Annotated in this window: 15 protein-coding genes; 6 read left to right on the top strand and 9 right to left on the bottom strand. The window is 67.4% G+C overall.

Translation table 11 applies throughout. The features are described from left to right. Positions 1-34 precede the first annotated feature (34 nt). From moaE to YQ44_RS17155, 6 genes are all read right to left on the bottom strand, one after another. A complete protein-coding gene (moaE, locus tag YQ44_RS17130) occupies positions 35-508 on the bottom strand; it encodes a molybdopterin synthase catalytic subunit MoaE (protein WP_071324419.1) in 474 nt (157 codons plus the stop codon). Then, entirely contained in the window at positions 505-3,084 is a 2,580-nt protein-coding gene (locus YQ44_RS17135; RefSeq protein WP_071326575.1) for a DUF349 domain-containing protein, read from the bottom strand. The genes moaE and YQ44_RS17135 overlap by 4 nt, the downstream gene beginning before the upstream one ends. 191 nt (positions 3,085-3,275) lie before the next feature. Next, a complete protein-coding gene (locus YQ44_RS17140; RefSeq protein ID WP_071324420.1) occupies positions 3,276-3,860 on the bottom strand; it encodes a hypothetical protein in 585 nt (194 codons plus the stop codon). Positions 3,861-4,042: 182 nt separating this feature from the next. Continuing rightward, on the bottom strand, positions 4,043-6,709 hold the full coding sequence (locus YQ44_RS17145; protein WP_071324421.1) for a bifunctional acetate--CoA ligase family protein/GNAT family N-acetyltransferase: 2,667 nt from the start codon (positions 6,707-6,709) through the stop codon (positions 4,043-4,045). 260 nt (positions 6,710-6,969) lie between these two features. Then, complete coding sequence (locus tag YQ44_RS17150; RefSeq protein ID WP_071324422.1) at positions 6,970-7,962, bottom strand: DUF2804 domain-containing protein; 993 nt, start codon at positions 7,960-7,962, stop codon at positions 6,970-6,972. Then, positions 7,959-9,236, bottom strand: a complete 1,278-nt coding sequence (locus YQ44_RS17155) for a winged helix-turn-helix domain-containing protein (protein WP_232250927.1) — start codon at positions 9,234-9,236, stop codon at positions 7,959-7,961. The genes YQ44_RS17150 and YQ44_RS17155 overlap by 4 nt, the downstream gene beginning before the upstream one ends. Positions 9,237-9,647: 411 nt before the next feature. Between YQ44_RS17155 and YQ44_RS17160 the strand changes: the two genes are divergently transcribed. Continuing rightward, positions 9,648-12,863 carry a di-heme oxidoredictase family protein gene (locus tag YQ44_RS17160; protein ID WP_198043739.1) on the top strand — a complete coding sequence of 1,072 codons (3,216 nt, stop codon included), beginning with the start codon at positions 9,648-9,650 and terminating at the stop codon, positions 12,861-12,863. A gap of 27 nt (positions 12,864-12,890) precedes the next feature. Here YQ44_RS17160 and YQ44_RS17165 read toward each other — a convergent pair whose 3' ends face one another. Further along, the gene (locus YQ44_RS17165) at positions 12,891-14,252 is read right to left on the bottom strand and encodes a sensor histidine kinase (protein ID WP_071324424.1); all 1,362 of its coding nucleotides are present in this window, start codon (positions 14,250-14,252) and stop codon (positions 12,891-12,893) included. A gap of 249 nt (positions 14,253-14,501) precedes the next feature. On the opposite strand from YQ44_RS17165, the gene YQ44_RS17170 reads away from it, so the two are divergent. Continuing rightward, positions 14,502-16,655: a TonB-dependent receptor domain-containing protein gene (locus YQ44_RS17170; protein ID WP_071324425.1), complete on the top strand. Its 2,154-nt coding sequence runs from the start codon at positions 14,502-14,504 to the stop codon at positions 16,653-16,655. A 62-nt stretch (positions 16,656-16,717) separates the two neighbouring features. Here YQ44_RS17170 and YQ44_RS17175 read toward each other — a convergent pair whose 3' ends face one another. Together YQ44_RS17175 and YQ44_RS17180 are read right to left on the bottom strand one after the other, a co-directional pair. After that, entirely contained in the window at positions 16,718-17,386 is a 669-nt protein-coding gene (locus tag YQ44_RS17175; protein ID WP_071324426.1) for a response regulator, read from the bottom strand. A gap of 22 nt (positions 17,387-17,408) precedes the next feature. After that, entirely contained in the window at positions 17,409-17,780 is a 372-nt protein-coding gene (locus YQ44_RS17180) for a YajD family HNH nuclease (RefSeq protein ID WP_034755042.1), read from the bottom strand. A gap of 280 nt (positions 17,781-18,060) precedes the next feature. Between YQ44_RS17180 and YQ44_RS17185 the strand changes: the two genes are divergently transcribed. The 4 genes from YQ44_RS17185 (at position 18,061) to YQ44_RS17200 (ending at position 26,872) form a co-directional block, all read left to right on the top strand. Beyond that, the gene (locus YQ44_RS17185) at positions 18,061-21,084 is read left to right on the top strand and encodes a PAS domain-containing protein (RefSeq protein ID WP_232250928.1); all 3,024 of its coding nucleotides are present in this window, start codon (positions 18,061-18,063) and stop codon (positions 21,082-21,084) included. Positions 21,085-21,148: 64 nt separating this feature from the next. Then, positions 21,149-22,375 carry an exonuclease SbcCD subunit D C-terminal domain-containing protein gene (locus YQ44_RS17190; protein ID WP_071324428.1) on the top strand — a complete coding sequence of 409 codons (1,227 nt, stop codon included), beginning with the start codon at positions 21,149-21,151 and terminating at the stop codon, positions 22,373-22,375. Positions 22,376-22,432: 57 nt separating this feature from the next. After that, the gene (locus YQ44_RS17195; RefSeq protein WP_071324429.1) at positions 22,433-23,074 is read left to right on the top strand and encodes a hypothetical protein; all 642 of its coding nucleotides are present in this window, start codon (positions 22,433-22,435) and stop codon (positions 23,072-23,074) included. A gap of 39 nt (positions 23,075-23,113) precedes the next feature. Beyond that, a complete protein-coding gene (locus YQ44_RS17200; RefSeq protein ID WP_071324430.1) occupies positions 23,114-26,872 on the top strand; it encodes an AAA family ATPase in 3,759 nt (1,252 codons plus the stop codon). Positions 26,873-26,875: the final 3 nt, after the last annotated feature.

Raw genomic sequence — 26,875 nt, forward strand, 5'->3', positions numbered from 1 at the left:
TTGGGCAAATGCTACCGTGCGCCGCGCGCACGCTTCAAATGGGGCTTGCTTTTGCCGCCCATTTGTCTAGGGCCGTCTCGTCGCTGTCGCGCGCATCGACCCAGCGCGCTCCGTCGGGCGTGTCTTCCTTCTTCCAGAACGGCGCTTCCATCTTCAGGTAGTCGATGATGAACTCGCATGCGGCGAACGCCTCGCCCCGGTGCGCGGACGACACGGCCACCAGCACGATCTGCTCCTGCGGCAGCAAGGGGCCGACGCGGTGGATCACCAGCGCACCGGACAGCGGCCAGCGCGCGCGCGCCTGCTCGACGATGGCCTCGATGGATTTCTCCGTCATGCCCGGATAATGCTCGAGCTCCATGGCCGCCACGTCCAGCCCCTCGTTCATGTCGCGCACCGTGCCGACAAAGCCGACGACGGCGCCCACCTTGGGGTTGCCTGCACGCAATTGTGCGATTTCTTGAGTCAGGTCAAAATCGGCCTGCTGGACGCGGACGGAAGTGCTCATTTGGCATGGCCTCCGATGCGGCGCAGCAGGGTTTCGATGCGGCTGGCCGTACGCGCATCGGTACTGGCGGGTATCGCGCACAGTTGCATCAGCTGCGACACTTGCGTGAGCGGCTTCTGGCCCGACTTCAGCGACGATTGCAGCACTTCCACCTGCATCTTCAGGCGGTCGCGGGCAAATTCGGCACCGCTGTCGACGCCGGCGACGATTTCCAGGCGCAGCACTTCATCGAGCAAGCGGGCCTGGTTGGCCTGCAATTGCTGCGCATAGGCGGCGCTGCCTTCGCCCAGTGCGGCCTGGGCGGCGGCAAAGCGCTGCTGCAGGCTGCGTTCGTACTGGGCGTCGAGCGGCGGCAAGGCGCTCCAGCGCTCGCCCCACGCTTGCGCGTCGGCGCTGTCGCCGCCATCGGCGATGACGGTCTCCAGCGCCTGCGCCAGGCGCAGCTTGTCGCGCAAGGCGTTCGCCTGCGCCGCGCCGGCACGCTCGGCGATGGCGTCGGCCTGCGCCTGCACGCCGGCAACGGCCGCCTGGTAGCGCTGTTCGATCTTCGCTTCGCTGGCGCGCGGCACGGGACCGGTGGCGTTCCAGGCGGCGCGCGTGTCGCGCAGCAAGTGGTTGATAAAGGCCGTGCGGGCCCTGTCGTCGCCGTCCGGCACGACCGCCGTTTCCAGGGCCGCGCACAGCGCTTCGCGCGCATGCAGGTGTTCGCGGCGCTCGTGGTCGGCCGCATGGGCCGTTTCCTTGCGCTTGGCAAAGATATCGTCGCAGGCGGCGCGGAAACGCTGCCACAGCGCCTGTTCGGCGCGGCGTTCCAGCGGCAGGGCCTTGGCCAGCTCCTGCCATTTATCCTGCAGGGCTTTCAGCATGTCGACCGTGTTGCGCTCGGACGGCTTGAGCAAGCCCACTTCGACGATCAATTGTTCGCGGCGCGCCGTCTCGATCTGGCGCTGCGTGTCGAGCGGCTTCGACAGCGCGTCCAGCGCGGCGCCGAACTCGGCGTCCAGGCGTTTCTTTTCCTTGCGGTCGATGGTGCCCAGGCGCGTCCAGGCCTGGCGCAAGCGCTGCGAGGCGGAAGCGATGTGTTTCCAGTCGGTACTTTCTTCGGCAGCCAGGGTCGCCGTTTCCGTAATCAGTTCCTGTGCCTTGGCCGCATTGCCGTGGCGTTCTTCGGCCAGTTGCTTGAAATGCTGGGCCGCCGGCGCGTACGCCACGCTGCAGGCCGCGTCGAAACGCTCCCACAGGGATTTGGGCGCCGGGCCGGACAGGGTATCGAGCGACTTCCAGCGCTCGCGCAGGCTGCCCACTTTCTTGGCCAGCTCGGCCATGGCCAGCTGCTGCGCCGGCAATTCCTCGCCCGCCTTGACCAGTTCTTCGCGCGAGACGTTGCCGCCCCAGCGCGCCCAGTCGGCCAGGCGCTTGAATTCGGCGCGCACATGGGCCAGGCGGTCGGACTGGGCCGGCGTCAGGCGGCCATGCTTGCTATCGCGCAAGGTCTTGTCGTGCTCGGAAGCCACGTGCAGCAAGCCATCCTGCAGCGCCGCTTCCATGGCGTCGAGGGTCTTGACAAACTGTTCCGTCGCTTCCTTGGACACGGGCGCATGCTCTTGGCGCGGCTTGCGCGACGCTGGCTCGGCCTGCGCAGGCGTGGCGGCGGCCACGGCGCTGTGCGCGGGTGCCGGCGCGCTGGCCAGCAGGGCGGCAAATTGCTGCTGCAGGCTGTCGGACAGCGGCGACTCGGGCAGGCGCGGCAAGGCTTGCCAGGCGCGTTTCAAGGTCTCGGCGTCGAGCGTGGCGGCGTCCTGCGCCTGCCACCCGGCCAGCGCGACCTGGCGCGCATCGAACACGGCCTGGTGCTGCTGCAGCGCCTGCAGGGCGGACTGCGCCTGCTCGCGCGCCTGGGCAAAGTCGCTTTCCAGATGTTTGGGCAAGGAAGCGCGTTCGGGCGACTGCGCGTGGCGTGCATGCTGCGCGTCCAGGCTTGCCAGCGCCTGCGCCAGCTGCTCGGCGGACTGGCCATTGCTCGCCAGCGCGCGCGCGGCGGCCACGGCGTCGATCACGGCGCGCTGCAGCAGCACTTGCGCTTCCAGGCGGGCGGCCAGCGCGGCACGCGCGGCGGCAAAGGCGGCGGCCAGCTCGGGCGTGGCCTTGATGACCTGCCACTGGCGGTCCAGCTCGGCCACCTGGTTCGGGCTCAGCTTTTCATCGCTCAACAGGCGCTGCGCCGTGTCGATGCTGGCCTGGGCGCGCTGCGTCTCGGCCGCCTGATGGCGGATCAAGTCGATACGGCCCTGCATCAGCTTGGCAACGCGGCGGTCCGTGTTGCGCATGGCTTGGTGGACTTTTTCCAGCAGGGGCAAGGCATGGACGTGTTCGGCAGCGATCAGACGGGCATCGGCAAATTCGCTGGACACGATGAATTCAACGGCGGCGGCTTCGTCGCCCGCCACGGCATGGGCACGCGCCACCTGTTCGGCGCGGCGCGATGCGCTCTGCGCCGAGGCGGCGGCCTGTTCTGCCACGACAGGGTCTGGTGCGGATGGCTTGCTGGCAGAACGCTTGAAAAGAAATTCGAACATGACGGGTTTCGCGTGGATCAAAACCACCATCATAACAAAGCCCGGGGTATCGCATCGGACAGGGCTGAACAAGTTGCCAAATGAATCAAATAAAAATTAAAGCAAGCATTTTCCCCATGCCGGCGCCGCCTTCACGGCAAAACCGCGGCAGCGGCCCGTGCCGCCCTGCGCCGTGTGCGCTCGCTACCAGTTCAAGCCCGCGCGCGCTGCGGCTGATCCGGTGCAAGCGGCCCGGCGCCGGCAGCGGCGTCCGGGATTGCCGTGGCGGCGTCCGGCGTGCCGGCGGCCGGCAACACGAAAGGCAGCACTTGCGCCCGGCCGCGGCGCGCCTCCTGGGCGCGCGCATCGTGGGCGAGGAATTGGTAGGCGATGGCGAACCATGCCTCGCCCACGATGACCTTGCGCGCCAGCGCGAACAGTTCGCGCTCCTCCTTTTCCAGGCGCTGCAGCAAGGCGGCGCAAAAGGCGTCGATGGCCGCGCACAACTGTTCGGCCTGCAATTCGGAATTGTCGATGGCGGCGCCCGCGCGCTGCTGCACGGCATTGATGCTTTCCAGCGCGGCGTGGTTCAAGCCGTTCAACTCATTGAGCAAACCATCGGCATGGGGCGTGGCCTGGCGGATGGCGGGAATCAGATACATCTCCACCTTGCGCCAGTAGCCCCCCTGGTACAGCCGGCTCAACCAGTCTCCCGTGTACTGCATCTGGGCCAGGCTCAGGCGGCTCTGGTGACGCAGCTGCACATGCATGTATTTTTGAAAGGCAAGCAAACTCATGCGAATACTCGCCTGCTCCACTGACAGGGAAACCAATATGTATGTTGCCGTTAGCATGCACTCACTCCCAAAGCGTGCCGGATAGATCATCCTGGAAATGAAAGTGTAAAGACTACCGACAGGGGCGGGTTTGATCCTGCACAAACCCGCAGCGGGCCAGCCGCGCTTTCTCGCGCTTTCCTTTACGGCGCGCGCAAGCCGATATGCAGGTTGACGACGCCCGGCTCTTCCGACGGCGTGACGTCGCCGCCAAAGCTTTTCACCAGCCGCTGCATGCCCTTGTTGCGCGCCATGGCCTCGCCCACCAGCGCCTCCGTGCCGCGGCTGCGGAAATAGTCGACGAGCTTTTCAAACAGGATATGCCCGAGTCCCTTGCCCTTCAGGGCCGAGCGCACGGCGATGGCGAAGTCGGCATGGATATTGTCCGGGTCGGCCACGGCGCGCACCACGCCCAGGGTTTCCGGCTTGCCGTCCGGCCCCGTGTGCGTGGCGATGAAGGCCATGGCGCGGTCGTAGTCGATCTGCGTCAGGCGCGCCAGCTGCGATACGGGCAATTCGCGCATGGAAGTGAAAAAGCGCAGGCGCACGTCGTCCGGGTCCAGCGCGTGGAACAGTTCCATGTGCTGCGGCGCATCCTCGGGACGGATGGGACGCAGCAGGATGGGCTGGTCCATCCACGTCACCTGCTCCTCCAGTTCCTGCGGATACGGGCGGATCGCCAGGCGGTCGCTCTTCTGTCCCGGCTGCAGGCGGATGCGCGCATCGAGGGCAATCACGCCGTGGGCGTCGGCCAGCAGCGGGTTGATATCGAGTTCGGCCAGCTCGCCGATGTCGGCCACCAGTTCGGCCACCTGGATCAGCGTGTAGCAGATGGCGTCGATGTCGGCCGGCGGCTGGTTGCGGTAGCCGGCCAGCAGTTTCGACACGCGCGTGCGCGCCAGCATGTCGCGCGCCAGCACCATGTTCAGCGGCGGCAGGCCGATCGCGTGGTCGGCAGTCACTTCCACGGCGATGCCGCCCTGCCCCACCAGGATGACGGGGCCGAAGGCGGCGTCCGTCGTGACGCCGACGATCAGTTCATGCGATTGCGGACGGCGCGCCATCTGCTGCACCGTGAAGCCGTCGATCAGCGCGTCGGGGCGCATGCGGCGCACGCGCTTCTCCATGGCGGCCGCCGCCGTGCGCAGGATGTCGGGCGTATCGAGGTCGAGCGCCACGCCGCCCACGTCGGATTTGTGCGCGATGTCGGGCGAATGGATTTTCAGCGCCACCGGGTAGCCGATGTCCGCCGCCACGGCCAGCGCCTCTTCCACGTCGGCCGCCATGCGCGTGGTGGCCACGGGTATGCCATAGGCGGCCAGGATTTCCTTCGAGCGGCATTCGCCCAGCACCGTCTGGCCGGCGGCCAGCGCGGCGGCGACGATTTCGCGCACGCGCGCGCGGCGCGGCGTGGCCGACATGGGCAGCTGCGCCGGCACCTGCATCAGGGTTTCCTGGTTGCGCCGGTACTGCACGATCTGCATGAAGCCGTGCACGGCTTTTTCCGGCGTGTCGTAGGTGGGAATGCCGGCGCGGTTGAAGATCTGGCGCGCGGGCGCCACGGTGGTGCCGCCCAGCAGGCAGGACAGCACCGTGCGCGACGTGGCCTTGATCAGCGGCGTGACGGCTTCGGCGATGTCGACCGACGACACCATGGCCGTCGGCGCATGCAGCAGCAGCAAGGCGTCCGCCTGCGCTTCGTCGAGCAGCGGCGCGATGGCGTCCACGTAGCGCTGCACGGGCGCATCGCCGGGCAAGCCGACGGGGTTGTCGTGCGACCAGCCGCGCGGCAGCGCCTTTTCCAGCGCGATCACGGTATCGGGCGACAGCTCGGCCAGCTTGCCGCCGCTGCCCACCAGCGCATCGGTGGCCATCACGCCCAGGCCGCCGCCGTTGCACAGGATCGCCAGGCGCTCGCCGCGCTGCGAACGGATATGCGTGAGCGTTTCCACGGCGTCGAACAGTTCCTCGGCCGAGTACACGCGCAGCATGCCGGCGCGGCGGATGGCGGCGTCGTAGACGGCGTCCGAACCGGCCAGCGCGCCCGTGTGCCAGGCCGCCATGGCCGCGCCTTCCGCTTCGCGCCCCGCTTTCAGCACGATGACGGGCTTGCTGCGCGCGGCCGCCCGCGCCGCCGACATGAACTTGCGCGCCGCCTGGATGTCTTCCATGTACAGCAGGATGGCGGCAGTGTCGATGTCGCCGGCCAGGTAGTCGAGCAGGTCGCCGAAATCGATGTCGTAGCTGGCGCCCAGCGAAATGAACTTGGAAAAGCCCACGCCATGCGCGTTGGCCCAGTCGAGCACGCCCGACACCAGCGCCCCCGACTGCGACACGAAGGCGATCTTGCCGGCCGTCGCCCCCAGGTGGGCGAAACTGGCGTTCAGGCCCAGCTTCGGCACCAGCAAGCCCATGCTGTTCGGCCCCAGGATGCGCAGCAGGTGCGGTTTTGCCGCTTTCAGCATGGCCAGGCGCAGCGACTGCTCGCGCACGGGGTCGAGGCCCGACGTCATGACGATGGCGGCGCGCGTGCCCAGCGCGCCCAGTTCGCGGATCAGGGCCGTGATGGTGGCCGGCGGCGTGCAGATGATGGCCAGGTCCGGCGCCTTCGGCAGCTGCGCCAGCTTGCGGTAGCATTTCAGGCCCATCAGCTCGTCGTACTTGGGATTGACGGGCCAGAGATCGCCCTGATAGCCGCCGCCCAGCAGGTTGTACAGGGCGATGGCGCCCAGCTTGCGTTCGCGCGCGGTGGCGCCGATCAGGGCTACCGAGGCCGGCTTGAACAGCTTGTCGAGATTACGGATGCTCATGTTCTGGCCTCATGGATTGCCGGAGCGGCTAGGTAACCCCAATAAATTATTGGGATTTCTGACGTCCATAAGCGGCGCTCTGCGGCGTTACCTACTGCTAACAGTGCTCGCACTGTTAGCAGCATGCGCCTTGCATGGCATCCGCTTCTGTTCTTCATAAATTCACAGTAAGTCCCTGAGGATTACTTAGCGCCAGTGTAAAGGATGCGTTGCCAAAAAAACTTGACCTTGCATGGCATTTTGCAAAAAATCCCGCGCCCCTACCAGCGCGAACGGTGGCTTTCCGTCACGCCCGCCAGCTGCGCCACGATGCGCTTGGGACTATCCGCGCTGGCGCGCACCCAGCCGCTGAAGGTGCCGACAGGCTGGATGTAGCGGCTGGCCGCGATCCACAGGTTCTTGTCCTCGCGCCGGGCGCCCTCTGGCCTGAAGTGCAGGTCGAGCAAATCGTCGTCCGTCCACACATGCCACGGCGCCAGCGGGTTGTCGGGGTTGAAGTCGAAGTGGGCGCGTCCCAGCGGGTACAGCTGGCCGTCGAGCCACAGCGCATTTTCATGCGCGCCGAAATAGCCTGCCTGCAGGTTGAAGCCCAGGTCCAGGCCGTGCGCCGAGGCCCAGCGCCATTCCGTCTCGCGCGCCAGCAAGCCGTTCGAATAGTCGAAGCTGGCCACGCCGTCATCGAGGCTGTAGCCCATGGCGCCGCACCGCACCGTGCCCCACAGCGGCAGGCCGCCCGACTTTTGCGTCGCGTGCACGCTGCCGCCCTCGCCCACGGGCCCGACGGCGAGCAAGGTGGGCGCCACGGGCGGGCCGAATTCCGCATCGATGCCAAAAAGACCGCAGTCGAGCAGCAGGCGATAGCGGTGCTGGGCCTGGGCTTCGATGGAGATGCTCTGCGACAGGAAGCGGAAACGGCTGCTGGCCCCCGCATGCGGCGCCACCGAAGCGCTCAGGCCGGGCAAGCCGTCCTGCGAAAAGGCGGCCACAATCTTGCCCTTGTGGCGGTCGAAGGCGTAGGCAAAGGCGGTGCTGGTCCAGCCCAGGTCGACGATGGCCACGCCGCAGAACACGCTGGGCGTGGACAGCGCCACGTAATGCCAGCGCTTGTGATGGAACAGACGCCAGATGGCGCCGCGCGCATGCGGCGGCGCCAGCGCGGCCCAGTCGAACGCGCCGACCAGGCCCGCATAGCGGCCAAAACGGGGCACGCCATCGGCGTCCAGCACCTGGGCAGGGGCAGGCGGCAGCATCATGCGGCCCGCCTTGCCGCGTCGCCCGCATCTCGCAGGGCGGCCGCCAGCTGCACGCCGAACGCGGCCGGCTGTGCTTGCGCAACATCGACATCGGGACAGGCATGCCAGCCGGCCAGGCGCCGCACGGCGCCGGCCACGTCCTGCACCAGGCGCGGGCTGATGCGCACGCCATCCTCCAGCGCCAGCGACTTGATTTCAAAGCGCCCCTGCGCGCGGTGCGCCTTGGCGTCCAGCCGGCCCACCAGCGCGCCACGGCGCAGGATCGGCAAGGTAAAGTAGCCGTGGCGGCGCTTCTCGGCCGGCGTGTAGCACTCGAGCCGGTAGTCAAAGCCGAACAGTTCCAGCGCGCGGCGCCGGTCCCAGACGACGGGATCGAACGGCGACAATATCGTCGTCAAGGTGGGCGCCAGGCGGCCGCAAGCGGCGCTGCGCGCCAGTTCCGCATGCTCGGCATGCACGTACACGGCGTCAATCCAGCCCTCCACCGTGCAGCACAGCAGCGCGCCCTCCTCCACCAGCGCCCGCAGATCGTGCGCCAGGCTGACGCGCGATTGCTTCGTGCGGAAGTAGTCGCTGATCCAGCTGGCACGCGCCAGGCCCAGCGCCTTCACGCTGGCCAGCAGCAGGCGCCGGCGCACCGCGTCTTCGGCTGGCAGCAAGCCGTCGTGCCAGCCCGGCAGCACTCTTTCGGCCAGGTCGTAATAGCGCTGGAAGTTGTGGCGCCTGGCGATCATCAGCACGCCCGACGTAAACAGCACTTCGAGCGAGCGCTTTTCCGGCTTCCAGCTCCACCAGCCGCCGCCCTTGCCATCCGTGCGCTCGAAGTCGGCCGAGCGCGCGGCGCCGTTGGCGCGGATGTGCGCCAGCACGGCGGCCACGGCGTCGCCCTGCTCCGCCATCCATTTCACGGAATACTTCCAGCCCATGGCGGCAGGATCGAGCATGCGATGGCGGTACAGGCCGTAATCCTCGATCGGCACGAAGCACGCTTCATGCGCCCAGTATTCGAACAGCGCGCCCTCGGCCAGCAACTGTTCGAGCCAGGGCTGCGGATAGTCGCCCAGCCGGCTCCACAGCACCAGGTAGGGGCTGCGCGCCACGACGTGGATGGTATCGATCTGCAGCACGCCCATCTGGCGGATGGCGGCCAGCACGTCGGCCTTCCCGGCCTTCTTGCGCCGCGCCTGCAACAGGCCCTGCGCGGCCAGGTGCAGCGCGCGCGCGGCGGCCAGGGAGAGCGGCGGAAGGTTCGGTGCGGCGGGCGGAATCGGCAAGGTCAGTTCTTCCTCAAAAAAAAGGGGGCACGCGTCGTCGGCAGGCATTTCAGGAAGATACCGCATTCCCGTCGCGCGCCACGCATTTTTTCCTGAATTTTATTCATGCTATCGCGCAATTTCATTCACCTTGCGCACCGCCATAGTGCAAAAAACCCGGGCAACATGAACAGTTAATGACAACTGCACGAGACCTCTTGACATGCCTCATGGGCTTCTATAACTTGAGAAAATATTGCCATGAGGCAATTAAAAACCGCTCCCCGATCTTTGCCCGCCATGCCCTTCCTTGCTGCCCCCTGGCCGCAGGGCGCCGCCGTGACGGTGCAGCATGCGCAACAGCATGGACGGGGATGCGGCGACGGCCAGTCTGACCAATCTCGCATAATCAATAAAAACAAGGAAGATCGCATGCACACATCCCTGCTTCGGCCCCGGCGGCACCAGGCCGGCTTTATTCACTTTTCCAGGCGGCGCCTGCCGCTGATGCTGGCCCTGCTGCTGGCTGCATGCGGCGGCGGTGGCGGAGATGGCGCCAGCGCGCCGCCCATGGCGCAGCGCCTGCTGGCGGAAACATCGCCTGAAACGGCGCTGACGCCGGTCGCCGCCACGGCCAGCTCGGCGGAACGGGGCGACCTGTCGGCCAGCGCCGCCATCGACCGCAATGACGGCACGCGCTGGGGCAGCGGCTTCTCCGACAACGAGTACCTGACCCTCGATTTTGGCACCTCGCAGCGCATCACCCGCGTGCATATCGCCTGGGAAAACGCGCACGCCAGCGCCTACCTGCTGCAGGTCTCGGACGACAACGCGCACTGGACCACCGTCCAGCGCATCGACGACAGCAAGGGCGGCATCGAGGACATCACGGGATTTACCGCGCAGGGCCGCTACCTGCGCATGCAGGGCGTGAAACGGGCGGGCCAGTACGGCTATTCGATCTTTGAAATCCAAGCCTTTTCGGGCACGCCCGTGCTGCCGCCCGTGACGCCGCCCGTCACCGAACCGCCCCCCGTCACCATCGACCCGAACCAGCCCGGCGTGGCCATCTCGCCCGTGGCCGCCACCTCGTCGCCCGTGGAAAACAACGGCATGTCGGCCGCCATGGCGATCGACGGCAAGACGAATACCCGCTGGGCCAGCAAGTTCGAGGACGGCGCCTGGATCCAGTTCGACTTCGGCGCGAAGACGCCCATCGGCTACATGAAGCTGCTGTGGGAAAACGCGTACGGCAAGCAGTACGCGCTGCAAGTGTCCGACGACGGCCAGCAATGGTCGCAAATCCGCTACGTGACGAATGGCCGCGGCGGCACGGAGGAATTTTTCAACCTGGGCGTGAACGCGCGCTATCTCCGCCTGCAGGGCGTGGCGCGCGCCACGCAGTATGGCTACTCGCTGCTGGAAGTGGCATTCAAGACGCCGGGCAGCGACAACAGCCTGCCCACGAGCGCCACCTCGGCCCTGAAATTTCCCGTCGACGGCCATGGCTGGACGCCGCTGCCCGCCGCCGCGCAGCCGCTGGAAAGCCTGCAATTCACCCTGGCCGACGGCACCCTGGTGACGCGCTTTGGCGCGCGCGGCCTGGCGCGCCACGGCCGCGAACGGGGCGAGGAATGGAACGAGATCGGCTACGGCCCGAATGAAACGGTCGATCCCGTCACGGGCCTGCCACGGGACAAGGGGCCGGGCAACTACCTGACCTTCGTGCCGCAGTACTTCAAGAACCGCACCTGGGGCGTGGAAATCATCGACAACAGCAAGGTGCCCGGCGTCGTCAAGCCCACGCTGATCGTCAACCAGTACACGACCGTCGACTTCCTCTCCGGCGGCGTGGCCTTCTTCCGCGGCTTCGACCGTCCCGGCGTGACAGGCTACGGCTGGATGTCGCCGGGCGAACTGGTCGACCGCAACGTGCCCGTCTGCAAGCCCATGGCCTACCCCGCCAACGACCGCCTAACGAACGCCAACGGCATCAACGGCGCCTGCACCCTGCTGATCAAGGAGTACCCGGGCCATGGCGGCCTCGATGCGAACGGCATGCCGAATGGCACCGACGTCAAGTCCCGCGCGCTGACGGCCGGCGACATCATCGAAGTGTCGCCGTCGATGTTTTCCACCACCGCCTCGATGGCCGCGAAAGGCGACGATGGCGGCATCCGCTACTACTCGTACGAATGGACGTATGTGGTGGGCGCCGGCCTGCGGCCGTGGTATGGCGTGCAGCCGCGCCTCAATTCCGTGCCGCTGCCGCAAGAAACGCTGTCGGGCGGCCTCGGTTCCGTGTCCTACAATTACTCGGACAACGCCCTGTTCATGTTCCAGCAGCCGCACAACAATATCGGCATGCAGAACATGCAGCGCTTCGTCGAAGGACGCCGCCTGGTGCACACCAACTTCACCACGGGCGAGCACAATGAGGGAGGCAACGACCGCTACGCGCCGGCCGTCAAGCTGCAGGGACAGCGCTACGGCCAGTCGGCCTGCATCGCCTGCCACGTCAACAATGGCCGCAGCCCGGCGCCCGTGGCCCTGAACCAGCGCCTCGACACGATGGCCGTGCGCGTCGCCAGCCTCGATGGCGCGGGGCAGCAGGTGCCGCATCCGCAATACGGCACGGCGATCCAGATGAACGCCGTGTCGCCATCCGGCGTGGCGCAAAACTGGGGCAACAGCGTCAGCGTGGCAGGTTTTGCGACCAGCAAGACGACCCTGGCCGACGGCACGGTGGTCGAACTGCGCAAACCGACCCTGGCCTTCGAAGGCCCCGTGCCGGCCATCGTCTCGCTGCGCGCGGCGCCGCCGATGATAGGCGCGGGCTTGCTGGAAGCCGTGCCGGAAGCCGACATCCTGGCGCGCGCCCGTTCCACGCCGGACGCCGACGGCGTCAAGGGCCAGCCGAACTATGTGTATGAGCCGGAAACGGGCGCCGTGCGCCTGGGCCGCTTCGGCTGGAAGGCGTCGAAGGCCACCCTGCGCCACCAGGCGGCCGATGCGCTGCTGCTGGACATGGCAGTCACCTCGCCCGTGTATCCGAACCGCGCCTGCATGGCGGGACCGGTAGCCTGTGCGGCGGGCGGCCGCCAGCCGGGCATCTCGGAAGCGGACCTGCAGTCGATCACCCAGTACCTGGCCCTGGTGGCCGTCCCGGCGCAGCGCAGCCTGGCCAGCGGCTTCCCGAAAGGCGTGGCGCCGATCGACGAACTCAAGGTCGACCCGCAGCAGGTTGCCGCTGGTGCCAAACTGTTCCAGGGCATGCGCTGCGCTGCCTGCCATACCGCAGAAATGAAGACCGGTTCCGGCCATTTGTTTGCCGAATTGCGCAATCAGACCATCCGCCCCTACACCGACCTGCTGCTGCACGACATGGGTCCCGGGCTGGCCGACACCTTCACGGAAGGCCAGGCGCAAGGCAGCATGTGGCGCACGGCCCCGCTGTGGGGTATCGGCTACACGGAAAAAGTCATCGGCAATGGCGGCAAGGCCGGCTACCTGCACGACGGCCGCGCGCGCAGCCTGACGGAAGCGATTTTGTGGCACGGCGGCGAAGGGACGAGGGCGCGCCAACGCTTCGAGAACCTGTCGGCAAGCGACCGCGAGGCGCTGCTGGGCTTCCTGAAGTCGCTGTAGACGTTTGCAACACCGCTGGCGGCACCATCATGGAAAGATGACGGTCACCGCCAGCCCCCTGCCCTGCAGGCCGGCGCCGAGGACGATATCCGCGCCGTGGCGTTCGGCGATGCGGCGCACGATGGACAGTCCCAGTCCGCTGCCGGGCTGCTGGGTGCCGCCCAGGCGCACGAAGCGTTCGAACACGCGTTCGTGCAACTCCTCGGCGATGCCCGGCCCACTGTCGGCCACGCGCACGAAGCTGCGCCCCTCTTCCACGCCACAGCTGATCGCGACGACACCGGGCGCCGGCGTGTAGCGCAGCGCATTCTCGAGCAGGTTGCGCAGCAGGATCTGCAGGCTGTCCGCATCCAGCGCGCATGGCGCCGGCGCCATGCTCACCGCCAGCGACAGCTGATGCTGCCGGCCCCATTGCCGCCACTGCGCCGCCTGCTCGGTCAACAGGTCGGCCAGGTCTCCCGCGCGCAGGTCGACCGCCGCGCCCGCCTGCGGGTCGAGCTGCGCCAGCGCCAGCAGCTGGTTGACGAGGCGCGTGGCGCGCTCCACGCTGGCACCCAGCGCGGCGATGAATTCATCGCGCTCGGCCGCGCTGCGGGCCCGCTGCAGCACTTGCAGGTTGGTCTTGATGGCGGCCAGCGGCGTGCGCAATTCGTGCGCCGCATCGGCCGTGAAGCGCTGCTCGTTGTCGCGGCTTTGCCGCACGCGCCCGAACAGGCGGTTAATTTCCAGCAGCAGCGGGTGCAGCTCCGCCGGCGCGCCCACCAGGTTGACGTCGGCCAGCTCGTTCGGCGTGCGCGCCGACACTTCCTGCGCCGACGTTTGCAGCCCGCGGAACACGCGGTGGATGCTCCACCAGATGGCGATGGTGGCCAGCGCCACCAGCAGCAGCCCGAACACGGCGATGCGGTAAAAGAAGCCGCGGCTGATGTCGTCGCGGTGGCTGGTCGGCTCGGCCACCAGCAGCTGCAGGGTGCGCGCCTGGTTCCACAGCGCATACAGGCGCCAGCGCTGGCCGCCGATGCCGGTCCACGACAGGCCGTCCGGCGCGCTGCGCGACAGCGCGATGTCGGACGCCGCGTCATTGCGGTACAGGACGCGCTGCTGCGCGTCGCGCACCTTGAACAGCAAATAGTGGTGCGGATTGGGCTGGCCCCGCATGGGCAGGTCGACGGGCCCCGTCAAACCGTGCTCGCGCACCTCCTTTTCCACCAGCGACAGCAGCAGGTGGCCCGTTTCCACCAGCGACTGGTCGAACAGCTCCTGGCTTTCGCGGCGCGCCTCGACATACACGATGGCGGCGCTGCCGACCCACAGGCTCAAGGTCAGGCCCAGCAGGACGGTCAGCAGGGTGCGCCGCAGCGACCAGGCGCTCAGGGCACGCCCGCTCATGCTGGCGCCGGGCAGGCGCCCGCTTTCCAGCCGGTTTCGGTGAGAACAATATGCATGGGAAGGGCCTGGGATGAAATTCGCATGATGCCGCGGGCTGGTTAAGAATCTCTTAAGAACTCCTGCGCAAGATTCTGTGCGAAATATTTTTTGGGAAATAACGGCCGCAATTGTAAATGATTCTTATTTTCCCCATGATTCCCATTACTTCAGCTGCATAAACCAATAACTAATCAACGATCAGGAGTTTGCATGTCCAACAGCACCCGCCGCGCCAGCCTGCCGCGCCCCACCACCGTGGCCCTGGCCATCGCCGCCCTGTCCTGCCTGCCAGCCGCCGCCCAGACGGGCGCGCCGGCCAGCATGCCGGAAGTGGTGGTATCGGCCGCCGGTTTCGAGCAGGATATCAAGCAGGCGCCGGCCTCGATCACGGTGCTGACGCGCCAGGAACTGTCGAAGGAACGCTTCGGCAACCTGACGCAGGCGCTGGAAAGCGTGGAAGGCATCGACGTGGGCGCGGCGGGCGACAAGACGGGCGGCATGAACATCAGCATCCGCGGCATGCCCAGCGACTACACCCTGGTGCTGATCGACGGGCGCCGCCAGAATGCGGCCGGCAATGTCACGCCGAACGGCTTCGGCGGCACGCAGACGAGCTTCATGCCGCCGCTGGCCGCCATCGAGCGCATCGAGATCATCCGTGGCCCCATGTCGACCCTGTACGGTTCGGACGCCATGGGCGGCGTGATCAACATCATCACGCGCAAGGTGGGCAAGCAGTGGATGGGTTCCGTCTCGGCCGACTACACCGTGCAGCAAGAATCGGACTTCGGCGACGTCAAGGCCGGCCGCTTCTACCTGAGCGGCCCGCTGGTCACCGACATGCTGGGCCTGTCCCTGCGCGGCAGCAAGCAGCGCCGCGACGCGGCCGACATCCGCCACAGCAACGCGGCCGGCGTGCAGGTGCCCGCCAGCATGGGCGCCAACCCCGTGCGTTCGGACGTGGACAACTTCGGCGCGCGCCTGGCGTTCACGCCCAACCGCTTCCATACCGTCATCCTCGACGCCGACGCGGGCCGCCAGACCTACGACAATTCGAAGCAGCAGCTGGGCACCCTGGGCCTGCAGGGCGGCTACGGCCCGGAACAGAAATACAAGCGCGACCAGTGGACCCTGTCGCACACGGGCCGCTTCGGCTTCGGCACGCTCGACAGCAGCTACATGGTGAACAAGACGGAAACCCTGGGCCGCACGATCCCGCCGGGCACGCCAGGCGCCGTGGCCGGCAGCGCGCGCACGCTGGAAGTGGAGAGCCAGGTCTTCGACACCAAGCTGGTCCTGCCTTTGGGCAAACACATGGCCACCGTCGGCGCGCAATGGTGGAAAGCGGAAATGACGGACGGCGTGGCGCCAAAGACATTCGAATTCACGCAAAAAGCCCTGTTCGTCGAAGACGAATGGCAGGTGCTGGACACCGTCGCGCTGACCATCGGCGCCCGCTATGACGATCACAGCATCTTTGGCGGCCAGACCAGCCCGCGCGCGTATGCCGTGTGGAATGCGACGCCAGGCTGGACCGTCAAGGGCGGCATCAGCAAGGGTTACAAGACGCCGCGCGTGGAACAACTGTCCCCAGGCATCAACGGTTTCGGCGGCCAGGGCACGATTCCCCTCGTCGGCAGCCCGAACCTGAAGCCGGAAACGAGCACGACGGCGGAAATCGGCGCGTATTTCGACAACCTGGCCGGCTGGACCGCCAGCGGCACCGTGTTCAACAATGAATTCAAGGACAAGATCACGACGGGCACGGGCCTCGTCAACTGCGACTACCGTCCCTCGCCCAACCGTCCCGGCTGCGTCAGCTTCGGCAACTGGCCCAACGTCGATGCGTTTGGCCAGTCGATCAACGTGGACGAGGCCGTCACGCGCGGCGTCGAGCTGAACACGCGCTTCCCCTTGGGCAAGACGCTTTCGGCCAGCGCCAACTACACGTACACGGACAGCGAGCAGAAGAGCGGCAGCAACGCCGGCAAGCCGCTGAGCGACACGCCCAAGCACGCCGTCAACGCGCGCCTGAGCTGGGATATCTCGCGCGAGTGGAACGGCTGGCTGCGCGCCGAATACCGCAGCGAGCGCTTCCGCGATCCCGGCACCTCGGCCTCCACGCGCGCCGCCAAGGCCGCGCTGGGCGACTACAAGGGCTACACCATGCTGCACCTGGGCACCAGCTACCAGCTGAGCAAGCGCGTCACCCTGAATGCGGCCGTGTACAACCTGCTCAACAAGGACTTCATCGATTACCAGCCTTACCGCGCATCGTCGGCGCCGACGCTGACCTACGCCAACCGCTACGTCAACAGCCTGGACGGCCGCCGTTTGTGGCTGTCGGCCACCGTGGATTTCTGATGCGTTGATGGCTGAACCGCCATCGAACGCCACGGGCCGCCTCAGGGCGGCCCTTTTTTTCGTCAGGCCGCCGCCACCTTGTCGATGCAGTAGCCGATCGCATGCACCGTGCGGATCAGCTCGCGCCCCAGCTTCTTGCGCAGGTGGTGGATATGCACTTGCACGGCGTTGCTTTCCACTTCGCCGCCCCAGCTGTACAGGCTTTTTTCCAGCTGTTCGCGGCTCAGCACGCGGCCGCTGTGCTCGAGCAGCAGGAGCAGCACGCGGAATTCCTTCAGGGTCAGGGCCACCGGCTGCCCTGCTTTCTTCACCTGGCGGTCCGCGATATCGAGCACCAGGTCGCCATGCACGATGTTTTCGCGCAGGCGCCCGCTGGCGCGGCGGCAGGCGCTGCGGATGCGCGCGGCCAGCTCATCGAGGTCGAACGGCTTGACGATGAAGTCGTCGGCGCCCGCGTCGAGGCCGGCGATGCGCTCGCCCACCTTGTCGCGCGCCGTGACGACCAGCACGGCGCCGCCGTAGCCGCCGTCGCGCAGCACGCCCAGCGCCTGCATGCCATCCTGTCCCGGCAAGCCGAGGTCGAGCAGGATGCAGGCATAATCGTGCAGGCGCACGGCCGTATGGGCGTGCTCGGCCGTCGTGACCCAGTCGACGGCATAGCCGCACTGTTCCAGGCCGATCTGCGTGGCGCGGCCCAGTTGCGGGTCGTCTTCAATGAGCAAAATGCGCATGGGGAGTAGCGGCGCGGTCCGCTCAGTCCTTTTTCTTGATCAGGCCGGCCAGCGCGGCAAACGGATTGTGCGTGGCGGGCGCCACCTCGGCCGACAGCAGGCCGGCGCCGCGGTCCGCTTCCAGGTAGCGCGAGTGCTCATTATCGTGGCAATACAGGCACAACAGCTCCCAGTTGCTGCCGTCGGGCGGGTTGTTGTCATGGTTATGGTCGCGGTGGTGCACCGTCAGCTGTTGCACGTTGGCGCGCGTAAATTCGCGCATGCAGCGGCCGCATACCCACGGGTACATCTTCAGCGAGCGTTCGCGGTAGCCGCTCTCGCGCTGGTCGGCGGCGCGGCGCGCTTCGGCCACGATCTTGTCCAGTCTTGCCGCGTCGGGCTTTTTACTCTGCATGACAACTTTCGATATGGGAGGATGAAGCGCCCATTTTAATGAGGATAGGGCGGGATTTGTACTTTTTCTGCCACGCCGCAGGCCCGTGTCGCCGTTGGCGGGCCTTTTTTAGCATGTGCGGCGCCACAGCTACTTGATTTAACGCAAAATAAGACCAGCGACAGACCACGAACAGACGACGGGAGTGACGGCAACGGGTTCCGCGCAGGGCGGCCGATTTCGGCTATCATGCGCGCCACGCCTCCCGGCCCCTTTCCATGACACTTGCCTGCAAGCGCCCGTGATATCGATAACGAGACCCCTGCAACGCCTTGCCCGCCGCCTGTACCGCTTCAGCCTGGTGCCCCTGTTCGCGCTGCTGTTGCTGCTCGTGATATGGGGCGCCGTCATCTACCAGGTGGGCCAGGAGCGCGCCAGCGCCGTGCGCGATGCGGTGGCCGGCAGCCAGTCGCTGGCGCGCACGCTGGCCGACCATACCGGCTTCATCCTGCGCCAGACCGACCACGCGACGCAATTGTTCAAACTCAAATACGAGGAATCGGATGGCGCCCTGCGCCTGAATGAATTCACGCGCCGCCAGGGACTGCTCGACAGCGTGCTGCCATCGAAGCTCGAGCTGCCGATCGCCCTCGTCGACGCGCATGGCAACGTGATCGACAGCGCCAACGCCTACCTGCCGGAGAACCTGGCCCGCCAGGCCTTCTTCCGTACGCTGGCCAGCAACCCGGCCGACACGGCCCTGGTCGACACGCCCATGCTCGACGCGGAGAGCAAGCACTGGGCCATCCGCCTGGCGCGCCGCCTGAACGATGGCAAGGGCAACTTCGCCGGCGCCATCATCATCCTCGTCGACCCCACGTATTTCGTCGACGACTACGACCGCCTGGACCTCGACGAAAACGGCGTGCTGATGCTGGTGGCGCGCGACAGCGGCCTGACGGTGGGACGCATCGGCGAACAGCTGATCCTCAGCGACCGCATCGACTTCCGCATGCCCGGCCCGCCGCAGCACGCCGCCGAAGAACTGGTGATCGAACCGCCCGTCGACGCCACCGCGCGCCTCTACAGCTACCGCGAGCTGCCGCGCTACCCGCTGCTGGCCGTGGTCGGCGTGAGCCGCGCCGTCGCCCTGGCCCGCTTCGAACACCGCCGCCACGTGTATTTCGGCGCGCTGATCGCCGCCAGCCTGCTGATCGCCGGCTTTACCGCCCTGCTGACGCGCCAGAGCGCGCGCCTGCGCCGCAGCATCCGCCAGCAGAAGGAAGCGCAGGCGCTGCTGCGCGCGGCGCACCAGGGCAGCCTGGATGCCGTGCTGCTGCTGAAAGCCTGGCGCCCCGCCCCGGGCAAGCCGGTGGAAGACTTCATTTTCGCCGACATCAACGAGCGCGCCGCCGACATGCTGGGCAAGCGCCGCTCCGAGCTGCTGGGCCAGCGCGTGCTGGCCCAGGTGCCGCTGCTGCGCGGCGAGCGCTTCTTCAAGCGCTTCGTGCTGGTGATGGAGACAGGGCAGCCGCTGGAGGACGAATTCGAGCTGAAACTGGCCTCGGGCGGCACGCGCTGGCTGCGCCACCAGGTCGTGCCGATCAGCGATGGCGTGGCCGTCACCTCGCGCGACATCAGCGCGCGCAAGCACGACGAACTGGCCCTGCAGGACAACCGCAGCTTCCTGCAATCACTGATCGATCACTTGCCGGTGCTGGTGTACGTGAAAAGCGCGCGGCCCGAGAATTTCGGCCAGATGGAAGTGTGGAACAAGGCCGCCGAAGACATCACGGGCATCCTGGCGGGCGCCGTCATCGGCAAGACCGACTGCGCAGCCTTCCCGCCCGACTTCGGCCTGCATGACGCCGAGGACGACCGCGCCATCCTGGCCGAACGCGGCGTCATCGACCACACCGAAAAGCCGCTGCGCCTGGCCGATGGCAGCCTGCGCTACCTGCATGCCGTGTCCGTGCCCGTCTTCGACGAGCGCCAGCAGATCGAGCATATCCTGTGCATCGCCGAAGACATTTCGCAGCGCCGCCAGCAGGAACTCGAACTGCGCCAGAAGCAGGCCGAACTGGCCGCCGTCACGGATGCGTCTCCGCTGGGACTGGTGCGCCTGGACCGCCAGCGCCGCTGCACCTACGCCAACCGCACCTTCGAAGCGATCACCGGCCTGCCGCGCGCGGCCGCACTGGGGGCCGGCTGGACCAGCGCCCTGCACCCGGACGACTACCCGCTGATGCACGTGGCCCTCGAACAGCTCACGCGCAGCCATGCGCCGTTCCAGTCCACCCTGCGCTGCCTGCACCGCGACGGCAAGCTGGTCTGGGTCTCCGTGAAGATCGCTCCCATCCTCATCGACGACCGCATCGAAGGCTATGTGGGCAGCCTGGACGACATCACCACCTTGCGCGAATCGGAAGTGGCGCTGCTGGAAAGCGAGGCGCGCCTGCGCACCATCGCCGACACCCTGCCGGCCATGATCGCCTACATCGACGCCGACCAGGTCTACCGCTTCCTGAACATCGCCTACGAACGCGAATTCGGCCTGACGGGCCAGCAGGTGCTGGGCAAGAGCGTGCTCGAGACGGTGGGCGCGGCGCGCTACGGCACCGTGGCGCCGTACATCGCGCGCGTGCTGGCGGGCGAGACCTTGAGCTTCGAGGAAGAAGACCTGAAGGAAGGCATCGAGCGCTGCATGGAAGTGATCTACATTCCGCAGATCGGCGAAGACCATCTGCAGGTGGCGGGCTTTCACGTGATGCGCCAGGATATCACCGTGCAAAAGCGCGAAAAACAGCGCCTGCTGAAGCTGGCCCAGGTCGATGCACTGACCGGACTGTCCAACCGCGCCGGCTTCCAGCAAAAACTCAGCGACGCCATGCACGCCAGCCGCCAGCAGCGGCATCTGATGGCCGTCATGTACATGGATATCGACCGCTTCAAGCCCGTCAACGACACGCATGGCCACGGCACCGGCGACGCGCTGCTGCGCGCCTTCGCCCAGCGCCTGACGCAGACCATGCGCGTCACCGACATCGTCGCCCGCCTGGGCGGCGACGAATTCACCATCATCATGGAGCAGATCGCCAGGCCCGACGACGCCGCCTTGCTGGCCGAGAAAATCGTCGCCGCCATGCAGCAGCCGTTCGAACTCGATGGCATCACCGTGCGCATTTCGGCCAGCATCGGCCTGGCCTACTACCGCGACGAAGACATCAGCCCCGCCGTGCTGCTGCAGCGGGCCGACGTGCTTTTATATCAAGCCAAGCAGGATGGCAGGAATACGTACCGGGCCGGTACGACGGTGGACGGATAAACAGCCCTGCGCAGAGCGCCATTCCTGCTATATTGGCGCCTGTCTTCCCTACCATCGCCCCACCATGCGCCTGCTGCACACCTCCGACTGGCATCTGGGCCAGACCCTGCATAACCACGAGCGGGGCTACGAACACCAGCGCTTCCTCGACTGGCTGCTCGACACCCTCGTGGCCGAACGGGTCGACGTGCTGCTGGTGGCCGGCGACGTGTTCGACAACGCCAACCCGTCGGCCGCCTCGCAAAAGCAGCTGTACGTGTTCCTGCAGCAGGCGCGCGCGCGGCTGCCCGCGCTGCAGCTGGTCGTCGTCGCCGGCAACCACGATTCGGCGGGACGGCTGGAAGCGCCCTCCCCCTTGCTGGCCGCGCATGGCACGCACGTGATCGGCCACCTGCTGCGCGACGAAAATGGCGAGATCGACCTGGAACGCCTGTTGCTGCCGCTCGCCGACAGCGATGGCAAGGTGCAGGCCTGGTGCCTGGCCGTGCCCTTCCTGCGCCCCGGCGACGTGCCGAAACTGCCGGCCGGCGACTCCCAGGACGCCTATCTGGGCGGCATCGCCCTGCTGTACCGCCAGCTGGCGGACCTGGCGCTGGCGCGCCGCCAGCCCGGACAAGCCCTCATCGCCATGGGCCATTGCCACATGGTGGGCGGCGAAATGTCGAACGACTCCGAACGCCGCATCGTCATCGGCGGCACCGAGATGCTGCCGTCGGGGATCTTCGACGCCTCCATCGCGTATGCGGCGCTGGGCCACCTGCACAAGGCGCAAGCCGTGGGCGGGCAGGCGCATATCCGCTATTGCGGCAGCCCGATCCCGCTCTCCTTCGCGGAAGTCAACTACCGGCATCAAGTACTGTGCCTCGACGTCGACGGCGAACAGCTGCAGTCCGTGCGCGCCATCGACGTGCCGCGCGCCGTGCCCCTGCTGCGCGTGCCTGCCACGCCGGCGCCGCTAGACGAGGTGCTGGCGCAGCTGGCCGCCCTCGACGTGCCCGCCGCGCCACCGGAAGCGCAACCGTTTCTCGAAGTGCGCGTGCGCCTGGACGCGCCCGAGCCGGGCCTGCGCACGCGCATCGAGACGGCCCTCGACGGCAAGAGCGTGCGCCTGGCAAAGATCGAAACGTCGAGCGCCGCGCGCAGCAGCGCGCCGGAAAGCATGACCCTCGACCAGCTGGGCCAGCTGCAGCCCGACGACATCTTCCGCCGCCTGTACCAGCAAAAATACGCCAAGGAAGCACCGCCCGAACTCCTCTCGGCCCTGGCCGAACTGCTGCTGCCCGGCGCTTGACGCCCAGGGGCATTGCGCCAACCATCCATTCTCCTACGGTACCACTTGAAAGGCTTTATGAAGAAAATCCGTCATTTCCCCCTGCTGGGCGTTTCGTTGCTCATATCGCTTGCCGGTTGCGGCCCAAGCGCCGAGTACCCGCCCCCGATGCCGGCCGAAAAGACAGCAGCGTCGCAACTGTCGAAACCCATCATGCTCAAGGACCTGAGCACTGGCATCAAGGCGGGGAAATCGGTGGCGGATGGCTATCTGGGTAAATGGAGCTATTTCGGCAAACCGCGCGTCGTCACGACCGAGCAGCTGGCTGACGGTACCATTACCGCCATCACTGTCTTGCTGGAAGGGTCGGACCTCTACCCGCTCAAAAGCGAACTGGAAGAGAAATACAGCAAAGAGGAAGGCCATCCCGTCACTTTCAGCTGCAACCATGCATTCCGCCGCCTCCCCGCGCTCGACAACTTGAGAATCTCCGATGAAAACTGCATTGTGTACCATGCCGATCAAATATTGCGCATACATTCCATCTCTCCGTCTGACACGCAGATGATCAATAAATTATGGTCCGCGAGAGCCCTGTTCTACACCACCAAATTGACGCTGGTCGATGCCGGGCTTGAAGCCAGGCGCGAGGCCGCCATCAAGGCGGCGTCCGATGAAAAGCGCGCAGCCGAAGAAGCCAGGGCGAAAAAAGATCTGTAAGCGCACCAGCGCGGCGACTGCACCAGCATAAAGACCAGCATGAAAATCCTCAAAATCAGCGGCAAGAACCTGGCCTCGCTGGCCGGCGAATTTGAAGTCGACTTCCAGCAGGAGCCGCTGGCGTCCGCCGGCCTGTTTGCCATCAGCGGCCCCACGGGCGCGGGCAAGAGCACCCTGCTCGACGCCCTGTGCCTGGCCCTGTACGACGCCACGCCGCGCCTGCTGAAGGTGCTGGGACGGGGCAGCGCCCTGCCCGACGTCGGCAAGGAAACCGTCAACGCCCAGGACACGCGCACCCTGCTGCGCCGCGGCACGCCGGAAGGCTATGCACAGGTCGATTTCGTCGGCAACGACGGCGGTCACTATCGCGCGCGCTGGAGCGTGCGCCGCTCGCGCACCCGCGCCGAAGGCGCGCTGCAAGCCACCGCCATGAGCTTGCACCAGCTGCCCGCGCTTCAGCCCATCGGCGGCACCAAGACGGAAGTCAAGGAAGAAATCGAGCAGCGCATCGGCCTCTCGTTCGACCAGTTTACGCGCGCCGTGCTGCTGGCGCAAAACGAGTTTTCCACCTTCCTCAAGACGGAAGACAATGAACGCGGCGAGCTGCTGGAAACCCTGACGGGCAGCAGCATCTATACCGACATTTCCATGCGCGCCTTCGAACGGGCGAAGAAGGAAAAGCAGGTCCTCGAACGCCTGGGCGACAAACTGGCCGACCAGCGCCCCCTGTCACCGGAAGAACGGGCCGACACCGAGGTGCTGTGCGGCGCGGCCGAAACCACGCTGCAACACGTCGACCTGCGCAAGGCGGTGCTGGAACTGCAGCAGCGCTGGCACCAGGAAAAGCACAAGCTGCAAGGCCAGGCGACGGCGGCGCAAGAAGCGTTCGATAGCGCCGCCGCCGAGAGGGCCGATGCGCAGCCGCGCCACGCGGCGCTGGCGCAATGGGAGTTGCTGCAGCCGGCGCGCCCCCTGGCCGACGACGTGACGCGGCTGGCGAACGACATCGCCGGCACCGGTGCCGCGCTGGAAGCGGCGCGCGTGCAGACGGCGCAAGCGGCGGCGACCGAAGCGCAACTGGCCGCCAGCGCGCAGCTTGCGGCAGCAGCCTTGCTGGCGCACGAAACGGCGCAGCGCGATGCGGCGCCCCTGCTGGACCAGGCGAAGGCGCTCGATGCCCGCATCGGCGCCCACGTGCCCGCGCACCGCCAGGCCAGGGACGGGGCGCAGGCGGCCGATCAGGCCAACGACTCGGCGCGCAGCGCACTGCAGGCACTGCAGCAGCGCCAGCAGGCCATGCAGGCGGAGCAGGAAACGGGCCGCCTGTGGCTGGCATCGCACCAGCACTGGCAGGCGCTGGCCGCGTCGTGGCAATTGTCGGATCAGTTGTTCGCGCAGGCCGGCCAGGCCGCCGCGCAAGCCGATGCAGCCGATGCGGCGGTGGCGCAGGCGGCGCAACTGCTGCGGCACGCCGGCGGCGCGGCGCGCGAAGAGCAGGCCGCGCTGGTCGCTGCCGCCCTGGCGCTGGCCGCGCGCGATGCGGAGCGGCGCGAAGCGGCTGGCGCCGTGCAAGCCATCGACGCACAGCTGCTGCAGGAACAGCGCGGCCAGCTGGAAGAGCATGCGCGCCAGTTGAATGCGGCGGAAAAGACGTGGACGGAGCTGGCGCGCCAGCAGCAGGCGCTGGCGCACGGACAGGCGCGGGCCGCCCAGCTGGCGCAGGCCGCGCAGGCGGAAAACGCGGCGCTGGCCGCGGCAGCAGCACAAACAGCGCTGCTGGAAGCGGGCCTGGCGCAGGCGGAAAAGTCCTTGAAAGGCGCGGAAGCGGCATGCGCGGCCAGCGTCGAGCAGTTGCGCGCCACCTTGCAGGACGACCAGCCCTGCCCCGTCTGCGGCGCGCTCGAACACCCGTACACCCACGCCGACGACGCCTTGCAGGCAATGCTGGCCAGCTTGCAGGATGAAGTGCTGGCCTGCCGCACGCAGGCGCGCGGCAATCTGGAACAGCTGGCCACGCACAGGGCGGCACTGGCCACGACTGCGCGCGAGCAGGCGCAAACGGATGCCGAACTGGCATCGCTGCCGCCCGCCATCGCCGCCCTGGACGCGCAGTGGCAGCCGCATGCGGCCACCCTGCAGCTGCCGCCGGAATCCCAGCGCGCGGACTGGTTCACGCAGCAGCTGGCGGCCACCGCGGCCGGCTTGCAGGCGTTGGCGCAGCAGGAGGCGGCACTGCGCCAGGCCAGCGCGCGGCGCGAGCAGGCGCAGGCGGCGCACGAACTGGCCGGCGCCGAACACGCGCGCCTGACGGCTGCCGCCGCCGAAACGCAGACGCGGCTGGCGCAGTTGCAGGCGCAGCAGGCGGCCAGCCAGGACAAGGCAGAGGCGTCGCGCAGCGCACTCGATGGCTTGCTGGCGCAGCTCGATGGGGCCTTTGCCGACACGGATGGCGCCGAAGACTGGAAAGATGGCTGGCGCGCTGGCCCTGCCGCCTTCCGCGCGGCGCGCGAAACGGAAAGCCGGCAATGGCTGAAGCAGCACGCGGAGCAGGATAGCCGCAGCCACGCGCTGGCGACCCTGGCCGCGCAGCTGGAGGCGGCCGGCGCGGCCGCGCATACGACGGCGCAGCTGGCACTGGCGGCGCACACGGCATTTGCCGCCCTGGACGCACAGCTGAAGGTGCTGCACACGCAACGCGCGGCGCTGTGGGATGGCCAGCCCGTGGCTGACGTGGAGCGCGCGCTGGCCGGCGCCATCGCGCTGGCCAAAGATCAGCTGGCGCAACGGCAGGCGGCGGCGCAAGCGGCCAGCCAGGCGCGCGCGCGTCTCGACGAGGCATGCACGCAAACGGCGCTGCGCCTGGACGCCTTGCGCCGGCAAGGCCACGACGCGGCGGCAGCGCTGGAGCACTGGCTGCGCCAGTTCCAGCTTGCCCATCCGGCCCATGCGCCCGCCGATCTGGCCGGCCTGCGCGCGCACCTGGACGTCGCGCCGGAAGCCATGCGCTTGGAACGGGCCGCCCTGCAAGTCATCGCCGACCGCCACACGACGGCCGCCTCCGTGCTGGCCGAACGCCGGCAGCGGCATACGGACCACCTGGAGCGGCCGCCGGAAGCGCTGGAAACGGACGAGGCCGTGCTGCAGGCCGCGCTCGACGCGCTGGGCGCCGAACGCCAGGCGGCGAACCAGGAAGCGACGCGCCTGCGCCTGGCCATCGCGCAGGACGACGCCAGGCGCCACGGCGCGCAGGCGATGCTGGCGCAAATCGAGGCGCAAGCCCTCATCGAGCGACGCTGGGCCAGCCTGAGTGAGCTGATCGGCTCGGCTGACGGCAAGAAATTCCGCAACTACGCGCAGCAATTCACGCTGGAAGTGCTGCTCGGCTATGCGAATGCGCATTTGAACCACCTGGCGCGCCGCTACCAGCTCGAACGCATCGACAATCCGAACAATCCGTCGCTGGGCCTGATGGTGCGCGACCAGGACATGGGCGGCGAGCTGCGCTCCGTGCACTCGCTGTCGGGCGGCGAATCGTTCCTCGTTTCGCTGGCCCTGGCGCTGGGGCTGGCCTCGCTGTCCTCGAACCGCGTGCGCGTGGAGTCGCTGTTCATCGACGAAGGCTTCGGCAGCCTGGACACGGAAACCCTGCGCGTGGCCATGGATGCGCTCGACGGCTTGCAGGCGATGGGACGCAAGGTGGGCGTCATCTCGCACGTGCAGGAAATGACGGAGCGCATCGCCACCCGCATCCTCGTGCAGCCCGGTTCCGGCGGCAAGAGCGTGGTGACGGTGCGCTAGCGG

It is taken from the genome of Janthinobacterium sp. 1_2014MBL_MicDiv, from assembly GCF_001865675.1.
Taxonomy (GTDB): Bacteria; Pseudomonadota; Gammaproteobacteria; order Burkholderiales; family Burkholderiaceae_D; genus Janthinobacterium.